Below are 15,693 nucleotides of genomic sequence, written 5' to 3' on the forward strand. Positions count from 1 at the left end.
ACACCGTGAACTCCGCACTGGAGCCCGGAGAACAGCCTGCGGGCGGGGACCTCCCGCCCGCAGGTCTGGTCTGGGGCATTAAACGCAGTTTCATCAACTACATTTCCCGGCTTCCGGACGGATCCGTGTCCGCGGACGAAGGCGCCGCGATAGTCAACGGCAGCTTTTTCCGCTTCACGTCCGACGCCGGAAATCCCCATCCGCTCAAGGGTGAAACGGTCCTCAAGTTCCGTGGCCAGGTCAGGCTGCGGGGGCACTACGGCATGCTGTCGGTCCTCATTGCGGATCCTTGGATGGCATTCGTTGAGGGCGGCGCGACGGTCAGCATCGTAGACGTGCGGCAATGGCCCGACCGGACCGCCCGGATTCCCGTGCTGCACCTGCCCTGTGCCGCGCTAGTTGCCGATGGCGGTGGCTATGTCCTGCAGGAGGCGGCCGCCCGGCTAACGGCGGAGGGAGTCGAGATCTTCAACGACCAGTACCAAGCCGGCGTCGAGATGGATCCTGTTTCCGTGCTCTCCACTGGCAGCGCCAGCGGGTGAACCGGCTGCCCCGGTTAGCGCGGGCGCTTCGCCCGGGGGCCCAACAGCACCTCGACGAACTTCGTGCCGACCTCGGAGAGCTCCCGCTGGGAACTCCACAGTGCCACCACATGCAGCGGAGGAAGTGGCGGATTGATGTCACGAGTGACCACCGTCGTCTTGGCGATTTGCTGGATCTCCGGCGGCATGATGCTGATGCCCATGTTCGCGGCTACCAGCGGCAGCGTGGTCTGGAGGCTGCTCACGGACTTCATCCGCGGCATGGAGAGTCCGTTTTCAAGCCAGTAGTCCACCATCATTTCAGTGATGCCCGGTACCCGGATGGTTGGGGAGGGCAGCAGCCAGGTTTCATCCATCAGGTCGTCCAACGGAACCTGCTTGGGCGCGTCCTTGAATCTGTTGGGCAGTACCGCCGACAGCGAGAGCTTAGAGATCGGTTCGATCACCAGGTCGTCCTGGTACATGGTGCGCACTTTTTCCGGGGCGCCCGTGGCGACGATGGCGATGTCGAGTCTGCCGGAACGGATCCCCTCGGTGACCGTGCCCGGCTCCACATCCGTCAACGTGACGTCCGCGTGCGGAGACAGGTCTCCAAACCGCGTGAGCACTCGCGGCAGGTATGCCCAAGCGAAGGGCAGGATGACGGCCAGATGCAGGATGCCGCTGAGGCCTTTGCCCTGCCGGCTGAGTTCGCGGGTGAGCTGGTCCGTTTCGTCGACCAGTCGCGCGCCCTTTTGCAGCAGCAACTCACCGGCCCGGGTGGGCACGATGCCGCGGGCCGTTCGTTCCAAGAGCTTCACGCCAAGCTCGTCTTCAAGGTTCTTCAGTGCTGCACTCAGCGGCGGCTGGGTCATCTGCAGGACCTTGGCGGCTTTGGAGATGGACCCCTGCCGGGTGATCTCCAGAAAGTAGCGGATGTGGCGTATGTCCATACTTTCATCGTATGCCTCCATGCTTCATTTTGTCCGGAAAATATGGCTGTGTTGTGCCCGTCACCTTACTGTGGTTGCCAAGCGGTGATACCCATCACAAGAAATGAGCAAGGAGGCCACATCGTGAGCGTCGAAGCAAACACCCGGATCCAGGACGACTGGAACCCCATTCAGGTCACTGATTACCCTGCCGAATACGACCGGTTGCGTGCCGACCACCCGCTGGCCTATACCAGCGACTACGACGGTTTCTACGACTTCATGCGGTATCAGGATGTGCAGAAAGGCTCCCGCGACTGGCGGACCTATGCCAGCGGCCAGCCGTTCCTGGAGTTTCCGGAGTTCATGCGGTCCATCCCCATCCAAGAGAACCCGCCGACGCATACCTTCTTCCGCAAGTTCCTCTCCCAGTACTTCACCCCTCAGCGCGTGGCCATGCTGGTTCCGGACATCGAAGAGATCGTCGCAAGCAACCTCGACCCGCTGATCGGGGCCGGAGAGGCCGACATGATCGAGGAGTTCGGCGCCATCGTTCCGCAGCAGGTTTTGGCAAAGTTCATGCTGCTTCCCGACGATGCATGGAAGACGATGGCAGCCAGCCTGGCGAAGGCCGACGCCGTCCGACATGACATCGAAGCCATGCGCGAGGTCAACAAGAACCTGTGGAACCCCACGGTGGAATCTCTGATTGAGGACCGCCGGGTCAATCCGCAGGACCCCAGCATCGACATCATGTCAGGAGTGCTGGAACTGCAGCCCGAAGGCCGGCCGGTAACCCATGAGGAAGCTGTGGCCATCGGAGTCCAAGTGTTCTCCGCAGGGGCCGATACCACGACGGCCGCCATCGGGTCCATCATGTCCTACTTGGGCAGCCGCCCGGAGGCTCAGGCCGAACTGCGCAGCAACCCGGAGCTGATCGAGTCCGCGGTCGAGGAACTCCTGCGGCTCGCCCCGCCGCTGCACCACACCGGCCGCAGGACCACCAAAGAGGTCGAGGCCTACAACATCACCATTCCGGAGGGCGCCAAGGTGGGGCTCAATGTTTACTCCGCCAACCGCGACGAGCAGAAGTTCGAACGCGGCAATGAGTACATTGCCGACCGTGCGCCGAACCCGCACCTGACCTTCGGCCACGGACCGCACCAGTGCATGGGCGCGCCGATTGCCCGGGCCGAGCTGCAGACGATGCTCCGCCAGATCATCGAAAAAACCAGCAACTTCGAACTTGCGGCAGAGCCGGTATCCAACGGCCGCCCCTTGAGGACCGGCTGGAGCCATGTCCGGATCCGGTTCGAGAAGTAAGTAAGGAGAAGAACATGACCGCCCAAACCCTTGAGCGTATCCAGACCGCCCTCGCCCGCACACCATTGCAGGTCCGTGCCAAACGTGCTGCCTCGGACTGCGTGGCGGAACTGGAACTAGTCCATCCCGACGGCGCCGGCCTGCCTTCCTGGGAGCCGGGGGCGCACATCGAAGTGCACCTGCCCTCCGGCCTCAGCCGTCAGTATTCCCTCTGCAGTAGCCCGGACGACCGCGGAACATACCGGCTGGGCATCCTTAATGAGCCGGCCAGCCGGGGCGGCTCCAAGTTCGTGCACGAGGAACTCCAGGAAGGCGACGTCATCGAGGTCTCCGGGCCGCGGAACAATTTCGCCTTGGTGAAGTCCCCGGCCTACCACTTCATCGCAGCCGGCATCGGCGTCACCCCGATGATGCCGATGGTGGAAGAAGCGGAACGCACCGGCGCCGAGTGGAAGCTGACATTCATGGGCCGCTCCCGGACGTCCATGGCGTTCTGGAAAGAACTCGCGGACACGTACCCCGGCAAGGTCAACATCCGTCCCGACGACGAGTTCGGCTTCCCCGACCTGGCCGACCTGCTGGGCGACCCCCGGGACAAGGTGAAGATCTACGCCTGCGGTCCGGAAGGACTGCTGCGCGCCCTCGAGGGCGCTACCGGCCATTGGCCCGAGGGAACGCTCCACTTGGAGCGTTTCGCCCCGAAGGACGCCGAGGCGCTGAACGCCACGAAGTCCACCTTCAAGGTCAAGCTTGCCCTGAGCGGGATTGAAATCGAGGTCCCGGAAGACCGCAACATCGTGGAGGTTGCGGAGGAAGCCGGGGCTCCGGTGATTTTCTCCTGCATGGAAGGTACCTGCGGCACCTGCGAAACCCGCATTCTGTGCGGCCAAGCCGACCACCGCGATTCCATTCTCACGGACGAGGAGAAGGAGGCGAACGAGATGATGATGATCTGCGTTTCCCGCGCCAAGTCCGACGTCCTCGAACTCGAACTTTAGCCAAGGCCGGAGACACAAGATGAGCGAAAAAGAACAAGAGCCAGTCCTCGTTGTCGGTGGCGGCCCGGTTGGGATCCTCAATGCCTTAGGCCTGGCACGGGCCGGAGTGCCCGTGCATGTCTTCGAGCGCGGCGAAGCCATCGCACAGACCCCCCGGGCCATGGTGTACCACTGGTCGGTGCTGGATGGCCTGGAACGGCTGGGCCTCTACGAGGACGCTGTGCAACGTGGATTCCTGAAGCAGGACTACACCTATAAGGTGCACAAGACCGGCGAAGAAGTCCGTTATGGTCTGCGGTCGCTGGAGGGTAGGGTCAAGCACCCGCACAATCTGCATATGGGACAGAATGTGCTGGCCGAGTTGGCGCTTGAGCATCTGGCCAAGCATCCGCACGCCCAGATGCACTGGGGGCACCAATTCGTGGGCCTTGAGCAGGACGCCGAGAAGGTCACAGCCACTTTCACAACCGGCGAGGGCGAGGCTCGCTTCACTGGATCCTGGCTGATCGGCGCGGACGGAGCACGCAGCGCAGTCCGGGAAAGCCAGAACATCGAGTTCGAGGGCTTCACCTGGCCCGAGCGTTTTGTGGCCACGAATATCCGCTACCCGTTTGAGTCAGCGGGCTATGGACAGACCACCATGCTGATTGACGATCGTTTCGGCGCGATCATCTCGAAGATCGACAACAGCGGCGACACCGGGCTCTGGCGTTACACGTACTGCGAGGACGCGTCCCTGCCGGTTGACGAAGTCGAGGACCGGATGCCCGGTTTCTTCGCCTCTATCGTCCAGGACCCAGAGAACGTCGTGGTAGAGGCCTACTCGCCTTACAGCATGCACCAGCGTGCCGCGGCAACCCTGCGATCGGGACGAGTTCTGCTCGCCGGCGATGCGGCCCACGCCACCAACCCGACCGGAGGACTGGGTCTGACCAGCGGACTGTTCGACACCTACGTTCTCTCGGAGGCACTTGCCGCCGTCGTCAACGGGGAAGCGAGGGAGAGCGTGCTGGACGACTATGCCCGTGAACGCCGTCGGGTCTTTGTGGACGTGGTCAATCCGGCCGCAAGCAACAACAAGCGCATGGTGTACCACTCCTCGGATCCGGTGCGGCTGGAGCAGGACATGGAGGAGCTCCGCCGGCTCACCACCGACGAGGACTATGTGGTCAAGCGACTCATGTTCCCCAAGTCTCTCGAAACCCCCTCTCTGATTGGAGCGTGGTAACGGTGCCCGGCATCAAGGACCTCACCGGAAGAACCGCCGTTGTGACCGGTGGGGCCAGCGGTATCGGGTTCGCCATGGCCCAGCGCTTCCTCCGGGAGGGAATGGCCGTGGCTATCGCGGACGTCGAACAGTCCGCGCTGGACAGCGCCGTCCGGGAACTGTCCGGATTGGGAACAGTGATCGGTGTCCGGACGGACGTCCGCAAGATAGCGGACATGGAAGCACTCGCTGCGGCGACGCTGGAAGCCTTCGGCCGGATCGACGTCGTTTGCAATAACGCCGGCGTGGAGACCGGTGGAAGCTTCCTGAGCATTCCCGAAGAGGCCTGGCGCTGGGTGATGGACGTTAACTTCTTCGGTGTGCTCAACGGCTGCCGTGTGTTCCTGCCGATCCTCGAAGCCAACGGTGGCGGACACATAGTCAACACGGCGTCCGTAGCGGCGTTTAACTCCGGAACCGCGACCATGACTCCCTACTGCGCCTCCAAGTTCGCGGTGCTCGGCATGAGCGAATCACTCGAAATTGAATTGCGCACAGCCGGCAGCAAGGTAGGTGTTTCGCTGCTGGCACCGGGACCTGTCAAGACGCGCATGACGGATGCCGAACGCAACCGTCCGGCCGATGTGCCGGCAGCGACGGAACCGGGCCGGTTGGCTGTCATGGAGAGGTTGGCTTCCACCACGGCGGAAGTCGGACTTGAACCGGCGGAGGTGGCCGACATGGTTCTTGAAGCGATCCGCAGCAACGATTTCTTTGTCCTAACGCACCCGGAGATGGCGCAGGCCGGAGTGCAACGCCGCCTCGACTGGATGACCACAGGCATTCCTCCGGTGGCCCGCCAAGCCGGATCATAACCGCAGAACCTCCCAAAGGAACCCATCATGACTGAAACCATCATCGAGGCGCCTGTCTCCGACTACGATGCCTTCGCTCTCGAGTCCCTCCATAATGTTCACAAGTACGACGGCGAACAACGCGAGATCGCTCCCGTGGTCTTCATGGAGAAATACGGCTACTACGCGATCACACGGTTCGCGGAAATTCAAAAGGCGCTGCGGGACTGGCGGACCTTCTCGTCCACCGATCGCCCGTTCTATGCACCATCGCCCTTCCGGCCTCGCACATTGATCCTGGAAGATCCGCCGGAACACACCGCATCCAAATCGGCCGTATTCAAGGTTTTCGACGCGGAGAACCTGGCCAAGATGTCCGCGTATTTTAAGTCGGAGGCCGAAGCGCTGATCGACGGAATGCTCGCTAACGGGCCGGCCGAGATCAACGCCTACGATGATCTCTCCGTGAAGTATGTCCTTAAGGTCTTCCCGGACGTGCTGGGCCTGCCCGAAGAAGGACGCGAGCTGCTGCTCAAGTTTGGCGACGCCGTGTTCAATGTTTTCGGTCCGCCGAGCGACCTGCAGGCCGAGAAGCTGTCCAATGGCGCCGAGGCGATGGAATGGGTCGAGAAGAATACCGCCCGTGAGTTGCAGCGCGAGGGCGGAATCGGCTGGCAGCTCTATTCCATGGCAGACGAGGGCAAGATTTCCGAGCACACCGCGCAGCAGATCCTCAAATCCATTTTTGCGGCCGGTTTCGACACCACCACGGCATCCATCGCCTCCATGATCCGTGCGTTTGCGGACAACCCGGGGGAGTGGGAGAAGCTGCGGGCCAACCCTGAACTGGTGGATAACGCGTGGGAAGAAGCCATCCGCTACTACCCGGCGTCCCGCTATGGGGGACGCCATGCCGTCAAGGAAACCGTTCTGGGCGGCGTCCGCATCCCGGAGGGCGCGAAGATCCTGACCATGTGGCTCGGCGCCGGCCGCGACCCGCGCCAGTACGATGCGCCGAACGAGTTCCTCGTTGACCGCGACCTCAAGGGAGGGCACTTGTCTTTCGGCTTCGGCATCCACACCTGTGCCGGCAATCAGGTGGCACGGCTGGAAGCCCGGACGCTGCTGCGGGCCATGGTCGAGCGGATCGAGAAGATTGAGCTGGTCGGCGAGCCCCGCAAAACCGTGAACTACCAGGCTTTCGGACACGACTACGTGCCCGTACGCCTGGTGCCGGCACAGACTTAGGACCGCCATGGCTGAACGAACCGCCGTGCCGCACCACGATGCTTTGGCACGGACGGTGCGGACCGGCGGGTTCTTCCTCCCGGGTGACGTGCAGGAATCCGGCGACCGCGCCTGGCAGTTGGGGCCTTCATGGGTGCAGTGGGAAGCCCAGGCGGAGGGAACGGACCAGGTCCCTTGGGTCTTGGTGCACGGCGGCGGCGGGCAATCCACAGACTGGCTCGGGGTCTCTTCGGAGGCACCGGGCTGGGCACCCAGGCTGGTCGAGGCAGGCTTTCCCGTCTATCTGCTGGACAGGCCGGGCCACGGCCGCTCGCCGTACGATCCGGAGCGTCTTGGCGCACGGACTGGATTTCCGGATTATGCCGGCGCCGCCAAGGTCTTCGTGCCGGAAGGAACGGCGGCGGGTAACACCGCATGGTCGTGGGGGCGGAAGCCCGGCGGGGCGGAGCTGGATGCCCTGGTGGCGTCCTCTGCCGGCATGCTCCTGGACACGCCGCTGGGACAGGAGCTGGATGCACGGCGGATCGGTGACCTGCTCGAACGCACCGGCCCAGCAGTGCTCGCCACCCACTCGGCCGGCGCAGCCGGGGGTTGGCTGGCGGCGGCCAGATCCCCCGGACGCATCCGCGCCGTCGTCTCAATGGAACCCATCGGCCCGCCGTTCCAAGACCTCGGTCCGCGCGGGCGCCTTGCCCACGGTGTCGCTGCCGTGCCCTTTCCATCCGAAGCCGGCACGAAACCACTGGACGGGCTGCCGGTGCTGGTGGTCTCCGGAGAAGCCTCCGGCCGTGCCGGCAACGATGCCGAAACGGTCTCTTTCCTTGAGGGTGCCGGGGCCGATGTTTCCCACCTCCGGCTGGGGGATGTCGGGATCGGCGGGAACGGGCACGGACTCATTTTTGAAAGCAACACGCAAGACATCCTGGAACCGGTCCTCAAATGGCTGTCCGGGATCAACCTCAGCTAGGAGCACGCAATGACGCAAGCTACGCAACTGTCGACACAGCAATCACGGACGCCGGGGACGAACCAGCGCATGTGGGGACTCGATTCCCCGAAGATGGACATTGACGCGGCCCATCTGGTGGTCGGCGCGGAAGGCACCGTCCGGATTCCGTTGCCGGCCTACCTCATCGAACATCAGCAGGGTCTGGTCTTGTTCGACACGAGCATGAACCCGCTGGTTTGCGAAGATCCAGGACTCGTCTATGCCGAAGGCCGGCCGGAACGCGACATGATCATCGGCAATCCGGAGCAGCGCATAGATCGGCAACTGGCAAAACTTGGATTTCGCCCCGAGGACATCACGCATGTGATTCTCTCGCACACCCACGCGGACCATGCCGGCGGCCTCTACCTGTTTCCACAGGCGAAGTTCTATGCCGGTCCAGGGGAGCTTCAGTGGCAGGCGGGCCATGGCCCGTCCACCTCCCACCTCTTCAATCCCTCTGACTTCTCTGACGAGGTCAAGGATTTCGATTGGAACACGGTTCAGGCTCCCAGCCAGGATCTTTTCGGCGACGGGTCCATCGTCATGCACCACACTCCCGGTCACACACCGGGCGAATTGAGTGCCCTGGTCCGGCTGCCCTCCCAGAACATCATCCTCACTGGCGACACCGTGCACCTGCGCGAGGCCGTCGAATGGAACGAAGTCGATCCCTCCGACTGGGATTATGACGAGGAACGGGCCTCCATCGCCAAGCTCAAGCGGCTGCAGGACACCGAAGAAGCACACCTCTGGATCGCGCATGATCCGCGCGACTGGGAAGACTTCGGCGGGCCGTTGCAGGAAATCGTCTGATGGGACGCCTGCTGTTTGACTACCGCTGCACCGAATGTCGATCAGATATCGAGCTCTTCGTGCGGTCACCGGCGCCTCCAATAATGGCATGCCCGGCCTGCGAGGGCGAAGCCCGTCGCCGGTACACCAGCAAAGGACTCGCACTGAGCGGCGAGAGCCTGCGTGCCGTTGCGCCGGCAGCCGGCAGCGTCGACTGCCGCGATAACCCAGATGTTCCCGGGCTCTGCCATGTGGCTCCAGCCGCCCGCAAGCGACTGATCGCCCGGCATCGAGGCGACGTGGACACCTACGAAGCGGAGACCAAACGCCAGACCCGGGAATTCGAGGCCGAGGGGCCGGCCAAGCTGCACCAGGTCATCAGCCACGGGTAGCCGGCTGGGGAAGCAGGGACGTGAGACGGTTCGACATGGACGGCGGAGGACAGCCGGAGACTCTGGAGCTGGACTTCATGCCCGACAACCTCCGCTGGACGGCCCGGGGAACCTTGCTGGCGACCGGGCAGGACATCGAGGACTTTGAAACTTTCAGGGGTTTTCAAACCGGAAGAGTGGTCCCCGCTCCCGGCTACGAGGTGGTGGAGATCGATACCGTTGACTTCAGCGCAGAAAGGATTGCCGCCGGCAATCCCGCCGGATTCACTAATCCCACCACGGCCTTGGAAGTCGTAGACGACATCCTCATTGGCAGCGTTGACGGAAAAAAGATCATGCGGCTCCGCAGCCCGTCGTCCAAGGTAAATGTAGAAAGGGTGCCTCCCCGGCTTGATGACCGGGAGGCACCCTTTCTACGTTATGGCCTCTTGGAAGCCAGGCTTAGGCTGCGGAGCCTGAACCGTGCCCGGCCCACTGGGCGATCCGGGTATGGTCGGCAGTGCCGTCGAGTTCGTCGGCAGCTTTCCCCCACAGTGCCACCGCCTGTTCGCCCAGCCGGGATGGCTTGTTGATATCCGCGGCCAACTGCGTGGCTATGCGCATGTCCTTGAGCATGAGCCCGAGACCGAACCCAGAGTCATAGCCGCCGGGCAGCACAAAGTTCGGCCACTTGTTCTCGGTGGAACCGCTGCGGCCGCTAGAGCCGTTGAAGACGTCCAGCATCGTCTGGGGATCCAAACCGAACTCCTGGCCGGCCACCATAGCCTCCGACGTGGCCAGCAGGTGGGTGGCGGACAGCAGATTGTTGAGCGCCTTCAGCGCGTGGCCCGAGCCCACCGGTCCGGTGTGGCGGACCTTTCCTAGAACCGACAGCACCGGAGAGAGATTCTCGACGATCTCGCCGTCGCCTCCGGCCATGATGATCAGCGTCCCCTTTTCCGCGCCGCCCACGCCGCCGGAAACCGGGGCATCCACCAGGCGAGCCGCGCCGTCGGCGGCGAGCCGCTCAGACAGCGCCCGCGTGCGAAGCGGCTCCGAGGAGCTCATATCCACAATGGTGGCCGTTGCCGGCAAGGCAGCGGCCACGCCGTCGTTCAGCAGGACCGATTCAACGATGTTGGAATTCGGGAGCATCAAAATCAGGACGTCGGAGGCGTCCGCGACCTGGATCGCGGTCTCCACCGCGATCCCACCGGCTGCAGCCAGCCGCCTGCGGTTTTCCTCGGCGAGGTCGGTGCCGGTCACCGTATAACCGCTTTCGACCAACCGTCGCGACATGGGCGTGCCCATATTCCCCAGGCCGATGAAGCCGATGCGGGGTCTGGTCAGTTCAGACACTAACGCTCATCTCCTTCAGCGTGGCTTCGGCGATGCGGAAGGACTCCAAGGCAGCGGGCACACCAACGTAAATCGCCGTTTGCAGCAGCACCTCCCGGATTTCCTCCGCAGTGACACCGTTGTTGATGGCACCCTTGACGTGTACGGAAAGCTCGTGTCCGCGGTTTAACGCGGTGAGCATGGCAAGGTTGATCAGGCTGCGGTCGCGGCGTTCCAAACCGGGGCGCGACCAGGTGGCTCCCCAGCAGTATTCGGTGACGAGTTCCTGGATAGGTCGTGCAAACTCGCTCACGCTCGCCATGGACTTCTCCACGTGTGCAGCGCCGAGAACCTCTTTGCGGATTTCCAGGCCTTCGGCCAACGTCTCCTCGTGCGTGTGCTGCTTGTCCATCATGTTCCTTTCGTTGCCGGACCTTTCGGAAGGGAACCGGCTTAGGGGCCGAAATCGGTCAGTGAGTTTTGAGGCCTTGCGGCGGCAGGACGATGTCGAAGCGGGTCCTGGCCCAAGCCCTGCCGCCGAGATCCCGTCCGTCCGGCGTCGGTGTGCCGACGGGTTGTTCGTCGAAGTTCTTAACCAGGGACTGCTTGACGCCGAAAACCGTGTCGTACTTCAGGAGATCATCGCCGGTCACGAAAATATGCGTCACCAAGGTGCGCATACCCTCGGCGGTCACCATGAAATGCAGATGGGAAGCACGCATCGGCGAGCGCCCGGTGGCCTCGAGCATGCTGCCCACCGGCCCATCGTGCGGGATGGGGTAAGGCGTGGGAGTCAGGCCCCAAAAGTTGTACCTGCCCTCTTCGTCCGCGAACAGGTGCGCGCGCCCGGCTACCCGTTCGTCCGAGTACTGCACGTCGTAGAACCCGTCTTCGTCGGCTTCCCAGACCTCGATCCGTGCGCCGGGAACGGGTTTGCCGTCGGTATCCGTGACTGTGCCCTCGACCCAGCAGGGCTGGCCCGGGGCGCCGCCGGCGATGTCGCCGCCGATCGGGATCTCCGGGGCGTCATCGACGAAGAAGGGCCCGAAGACCGTCGCCTCGGTGGCGTCACCGAAGGCTTCGTTATTGACGTTGATGGTCTGCATTGAAGCACCGAGGACGTCGGAGAGCAGGATGAATTCCTGGCGTTTGTCATCGGTGATACGCCCGACGTCGGTGAGGAAACCGATTGACTTGTTCCACTCTTCCTCAGTCAAGCGCACGTCGCGGATGAAAGCGTGCAAATGCCTCACCAGCGACTGCATCAAATGCTTCAGGCGAGGGTCGGTGCAGTTTTCGAACGACGCCAACACATTGGCGGTCAGGCGCTCCTCAACGGCTTCCTGCTGCGGGGAGAGCTGCGCACCCTGGACTTCGGTACGTTCCGGCATCATGGCTGCTCCTTTCCTAGGCGTTGGAGGGGATCCGCACAGCGGGGACGGTTCCTTCAAGGGCGGCCTGCAGCAGTTCGGCCATCGCAGCTTCCGTCACCTCGGCCGGATTCGACGGCGGTGCTGCCTTCACAATCCGGTTAACTGCTTCTGGAATGTCCCGTTCGCTGAAGCCGTAGTCGCTCAGGGCCAAGGGTGCGTCCAGCTTGGTGCGCAGGGCGTTGAGCAGTTCCACGGCTTGCTCCGCAGGGTTGAGACCGTCGACGGACGCCGCCTCCGGCAAGCCGGACTGTAGGGCAGCTGAAAGCCGTGCTGCGGCGTCGGGTGCTGCAGGAGCATTGAACGCCAGCACGTAGGGCAGGACGGTGGCGTGCGTTTCAGCGTGGGGAAGGTTGAAAGTTCCCCCGAGCACATGGCAGATCTTGTGATGCAGTCCGGATCCTGCGGAGGCGAACGCGACGGCTGAGAGATAAGCGCCGTAGAGAGCGGTTTCCCGGCCCTCCAACCCGGACGGGTTCTCCACGATCCGCGGCAGCCCATCTGCCAGTGCGCGGACGCCCTCTGCTGCCAGCGCCTGGTTAATCGGATCGGCTCGCGGCGCCCACAACGAGTCCACGCAGTGCGCCAGGGCATTCAGGCCGGAGGAGACGGAAAGGGCGACAGGCAGGCTGAGGGTCAGCTCGGCGTCGTACACCACGGCGACCGGAAGCACTGCGTCATCAACGCCGGTTGTCTTGGTGGCGCCCTCCGTCAGACCCCATACATTCGTGGCTTCAGACCCGGCATAGGTGGTGGGTACCGCGACAATGGGGATGCCTGTGGTCAGCGCAACGGCCTTGGCCAGGCCCGTGGTGGACCCACCGCCGACGCAGACTATGAGATCGATGCCTGCCGCCTTCGCGGCCTCGCGGGCTTTGTTCGCCGTTTCAATGGGGACGTGCTGGATGACCTCTGAATGCCATAGCTTCACATCGACAGCGGCGAGAGCTGTTTCAGCAAAGCGGAGTTCAAATTCGGAGGAGATGCACATGATGTTGCGGGCCTCGTGCCGGGCAACTTCCTGGGCCACATTCTCGGCGGCACGGCCGGCCCCGAAGAGCACCCGCTGGGCCAGAGAGTTGTGTTCGAAATGCATGGTTTCCTTTCGAGCGGAAATAGGTTGGGGGGCCTAGCGGGCGGCGACGGGTTCGCTGTCCGGCAGGCCGGAGCCCTCTGTGGCTTTGCGAACCTTGGCCAGCACCGCGAGACGGAGCAGGCAGATCATCGAAATGACCAGCGTTGCGGCAACGAATACCGGCACCGCGTAGATGTTGCCGGTGGAGTGCAGCAGCCAGGTGGCGATCATGGGGGTGAAGCCGGAACCTACAACGTTGGCCAACTGGTAGCCCAAGGACATGCCCGTAAAGCGGACTTCAGCCGGAAAAGCATCGGCGAAAAGGGCTGGCTGCATGCCGTAACAGATGGTGTAGAGCCAGCCGAAGCCCACTGCGTATGCAACGCCGATGAGCAGCGGTTGTGCACTGGCAACTGCCCAGAACATGAAGAAGATGGAGGCGATGGCGGCCAGAGAACCAAGGATAGTCAGGGCGCGCCGGCCGTGCCGGTCGGACAAGTGTCCCGAAAGCAAGATCATGGGGATCTGGATGGCAAAGGAAATCATGGTGAAAGTCAGCATGGTGGAGGCCGGGATGCCCATGTCATTCTGGCTGTAGCGCACCAAGTAGGTCATCACGACGACGGAGAAAGCGCCGAACCCGAGGAAGCCTCCCCCGACCAGCAGCACCGCCTTCAAGTTGTTGCGCAGGACGGATGCAACCGGGACCTTGACATCGCGTCCCTTGGCTTTAGTGGCCTGAAACTCCGGGGATTCAGCGATCTTCAGGCGGATGAACATCCCCACGATCACCAACACGAAGCTGAACAGGAACGGAAGCCGCCATCCCCATGTCATCAGCTGTTCCTGCGGCATCAGGGTCACCAGCAGGAACACTGCGTTGCCCAGCAGCGCGCCGGTGGCGGGCCCCACCTGCGGAATCGCGGCATACAAGCCGCGCCGGTTCTCGGGAGCGTACTCGAATGCCATGAGGATGGCGCCGCCCCATTCTCCGCCGAATGCAATGCCCTGAACGAAACGCAGGCCCGTCAGCATGACAGCCGCCCAGAGACCCACCTGCTCGAACGTCGGCAGCAGACCGATGGCCAGCGTAGCCACGCCCATCAGCAGCAGGGTGAAGACGAGCATCGGTTTGCGGCCGATCTTGTCGCCGAAGTGGCCGAAGACAACGGCGCCCAGCGGCCGGGAAATGTAACCGACTGCCAGAGTTCCGAAGGTGGCCAAGGTGGCGATGAACGGGTCGTTGTCCGGGAAAAACAATTGCGGGAAGACGAGGGCTGCCGCTAGACCGTAGATGGAAAAGTCGTAGTACTCGATTGCATTTCCGGCGAGGCTGGCGGCGGCGACACGGCGCAGTGCCGAGCGCTGCGCCTGAGGCTGTGTGGGGAGCGACACGTACTTCCTCCTTGAAGACAGTTGTCTGATGACGAGCCTGGGCGCGGAATGTGCGGCAGGTCACTGCGATACTAGGAGGGGTGGAGCATACGCTACAAGTAAGTCGAGGGGCTCACCTATACGACAAAGCTATGACTGGGACTCAACCTTCACGAAGAGCGGATCCATCGACTGTCCTGCCGGATACTGCCCATTGAAGAGTTCCGCGCTCTGGGGGGAGAGGGCGACGTTGACACCCTGCCAGACGAAGGCCCCGCCGACTTGCTCAGGCGCACCCGGCTGCAGGGTTCCCAAGGTCACGCGTTGTTTCCCGGTTCCGTCTTCATTGCTCGCGAGAGTGGAGAGGATTGCGCCCTTGGCGGTGAACTCAAGCCAAGGGTCGAGGATCTGGACGAACATCATCCCGGAATGACCTGTCATCCTGACATCGCCGCGGAAGCGCAAGGCGCCGGTGCCCGCCTCGCCGTTGAAAGCACCGCCGTCAGGAAGGAAATTGAAGAGGCTCGACTCGACGATCGTTGCTCCTTCTGTAGCGGACACGGCGGCGTCAGGCAGGCCGGAGATGTACCGGATGAAGCTCCGTTTGATGCCCCACGTCAAGCCGCTGGGAGGCAAATGGGCATGAGCTGCAGGGTCGGTAGTCACGTAGAGAGTCCTGTCTTGGGATTGCTTGGTTTCGTCCAGAGTCTATGGGAGACGACGTAGCCGCGCCTTCTAGTAATGAAGGAGTTGGCCCGCAGTGCTTCTGCCTCTCCGGCCGATGACGCGGCCAGGCCGGGTTTACTGGCCCTGCGCCTGCTGCTCTTTGCGGGCAGCGCGCTTCTTGCCCGCCTGGAGTTGGCGCTGCAGCGCGGCGTTGTCCTCTTCGAGCGCCAGCACCTTGCCCACGCCGGCCAGATTCACGCCGTCGTCCACCAGTTCGCCGATGCGGCGGAGTCGGTCCACGTCGTCCCGGCTGTACCGGCGGGTGCCGCCTTCGGTCCGCTCCGGTTCTACCAGTCCGCGCCGCTCATAGAGGCGCAGGGTCTGCTCGCCCACGCCCACCAGGTCGCTGACCACGGAGATGCCGTACACCCCTTGGTCCGCCCTGGGCTGCTTGTTCTCTGCCGCCAAAATTCCTCCCACTTCGGACTTGAAAACATTCTAGTACGGAGTCATAATATCTGTGCCCAAAGGAACAGATTAACTGAGCGGGCAACAAGAGAATAAGACTAAGGA

17 protein-coding genes are annotated in these 15,693 nt (G+C 63.0%); 9 read left to right on the top strand and 8 right to left on the bottom strand.

The annotated features are described in order from the left end of the window. Positions 1 to 5: 5 nt before the first annotated feature. Complete coding sequence (locus tag AC5RWT_RS00845; RefSeq protein WP_494078733.1) at positions 6 to 542, top strand: HtaA domain-containing protein; 537 nt, start codon at positions 6 to 8, stop codon at positions 540 to 542. A 14-nt stretch (positions 543 to 556) separates the two neighbouring features. Here AC5RWT_RS00845 and AC5RWT_RS00850 read toward each other — a convergent pair whose 3' ends face one another. Beyond that, positions 557 to 1,474, bottom strand: coding sequence for a LysR family transcriptional regulator (locus AC5RWT_RS00850; RefSeq protein WP_494078734.1), 918 nt, complete (start codon positions 1,472 to 1,474; stop codon positions 557 to 559). A 123-nt stretch (positions 1,475 to 1,597) separates the two neighbouring features. Between AC5RWT_RS00850 and AC5RWT_RS00855 the strand changes: the two genes are divergently transcribed. From AC5RWT_RS00855 to AC5RWT_RS00890, 8 genes are read left to right on the top strand one after another with little or no spacing between them, the layout of a single operon-like run. Continuing rightward, complete coding sequence (locus tag AC5RWT_RS00855) at positions 1,598 to 2,776, top strand: cytochrome P450 (RefSeq protein ID WP_494078735.1); 1,179 nt, start codon at positions 1,598 to 1,600, stop codon at positions 2,774 to 2,776. A gap of 14 nt (positions 2,777 to 2,790) precedes the next feature. Beyond that, complete coding sequence (locus AC5RWT_RS00860) at positions 2,791 to 3,774, top strand: PDR/VanB family oxidoreductase (RefSeq protein WP_494078736.1); 984 nt, start codon at positions 2,791 to 2,793, stop codon at positions 3,772 to 3,774. A 19-nt stretch (positions 3,775 to 3,793) separates the two neighbouring features. Further along, a complete protein-coding gene (locus tag AC5RWT_RS00865; protein WP_494078737.1) occupies positions 3,794 to 5,002 on the top strand; it encodes an FAD-dependent oxidoreductase in 1,209 nt (402 codons plus the stop codon). Further along, positions 4,996 to 5,856 (top strand): SDR family NAD(P)-dependent oxidoreductase, encoded by an 861-nt coding sequence (locus AC5RWT_RS00870; protein ID WP_494078738.1) that lies wholly within the window; start codon positions 4,996 to 4,998, stop codon positions 5,854 to 5,856. The genes AC5RWT_RS00865 and AC5RWT_RS00870 overlap by 7 nt, the downstream gene beginning before the upstream one ends. A 27-nt stretch (positions 5,857 to 5,883) precedes the next feature. Further along, positions 5,884 to 7,083: a cytochrome P450 gene (locus tag AC5RWT_RS00875; RefSeq protein ID WP_494078739.1), complete on the top strand. Its 1,200-nt coding sequence runs from the start codon at positions 5,884 to 5,886 to the stop codon at positions 7,081 to 7,083. A gap of 7 nt (positions 7,084 to 7,090) precedes the next feature. After that, positions 7,091 to 8,050, top strand: a complete 960-nt coding sequence (locus tag AC5RWT_RS00880) for an alpha/beta fold hydrolase (RefSeq protein ID WP_494078740.1) — start codon at positions 7,091 to 7,093, stop codon at positions 8,048 to 8,050. A 9-nt stretch (positions 8,051 to 8,059) separates the two neighbouring features. Next, a complete protein-coding gene (locus AC5RWT_RS00885; protein ID WP_494078741.1) occupies positions 8,060 to 8,887 on the top strand; it encodes an N-acyl homoserine lactonase family protein in 828 nt (275 codons plus the stop codon). After that, positions 8,887 to 9,258: an FmdB family zinc ribbon protein gene (locus AC5RWT_RS00890; RefSeq protein ID WP_494078742.1), complete on the top strand. Its 372-nt coding sequence runs from the start codon at positions 8,887 to 8,889 to the stop codon at positions 9,256 to 9,258. The genes AC5RWT_RS00885 and AC5RWT_RS00890 overlap by 1 nt, the downstream gene beginning before the upstream one ends. 441 nt (positions 9,259 to 9,699) lie before the next feature. On the opposite strand, the gene AC5RWT_RS00895 is transcribed toward AC5RWT_RS00890, so the two are convergent. The 7 genes from AC5RWT_RS00895 to AC5RWT_RS00925 all read right to left on the bottom strand — a co-directional run bounded on the left by AC5RWT_RS00895 (position 9,700) and on the right by AC5RWT_RS00925 (position 15,588). Next, positions 9,700 to 10,596: an NAD(P)-dependent oxidoreductase gene (locus AC5RWT_RS00895; RefSeq protein ID WP_494078743.1), complete on the bottom strand. Its 897-nt coding sequence runs from the start codon at positions 10,594 to 10,596 to the stop codon at positions 9,700 to 9,702. Continuing rightward, a complete protein-coding gene (locus tag AC5RWT_RS00900) occupies positions 10,589 to 10,987 on the bottom strand; it encodes a carboxymuconolactone decarboxylase family protein (RefSeq protein WP_494078744.1) in 399 nt (132 codons plus the stop codon). The genes AC5RWT_RS00895 and AC5RWT_RS00900 overlap by 8 nt, the downstream gene beginning before the upstream one ends. 58 nt (positions 10,988 to 11,045) lie before the next feature. After that, entirely contained in the window at positions 11,046 to 11,969 is a 924-nt protein-coding gene (locus AC5RWT_RS00905; protein WP_494078745.1) for an intradiol ring-cleavage dioxygenase, read from the bottom strand. A 13-nt stretch (positions 11,970 to 11,982) separates the two neighbouring features. Continuing rightward, positions 11,983 to 13,101, bottom strand: a complete 1,119-nt coding sequence (locus AC5RWT_RS00910; RefSeq protein ID WP_494078746.1) for a maleylacetate reductase — start codon at positions 13,099 to 13,101, stop codon at positions 11,983 to 11,985. A 33-nt stretch (positions 13,102 to 13,134) separates the two neighbouring features. Next, on the bottom strand, positions 13,135 to 14,475 hold the full coding sequence (locus AC5RWT_RS00915) for an MFS transporter (protein ID WP_494078747.1): 1,341 nt from the start codon (positions 14,473 to 14,475) through the stop codon (positions 13,135 to 13,137). A 129-nt stretch (positions 14,476 to 14,604) separates the two neighbouring features. Beyond that, the gene (locus AC5RWT_RS00920; protein ID WP_494078748.1) at positions 14,605 to 15,120 is read right to left on the bottom strand and encodes an HtaA domain-containing protein; all 516 of its coding nucleotides are present in this window, start codon (positions 15,118 to 15,120) and stop codon (positions 14,605 to 14,607) included. Positions 15,121 to 15,255: 135 nt separating this feature from the next. Next, positions 15,256 to 15,588 carry a MerR family transcriptional regulator gene (locus tag AC5RWT_RS00925; RefSeq protein ID WP_494078749.1) on the bottom strand — a complete coding sequence of 111 codons (333 nt, stop codon included), beginning with the start codon at positions 15,586 to 15,588 and terminating at the stop codon, positions 15,256 to 15,258. Positions 15,589 to 15,693: the final 105 nt, after the last annotated feature.

This window comes from Arthrobacter sp. Dra40, from assembly GCF_059091905.1.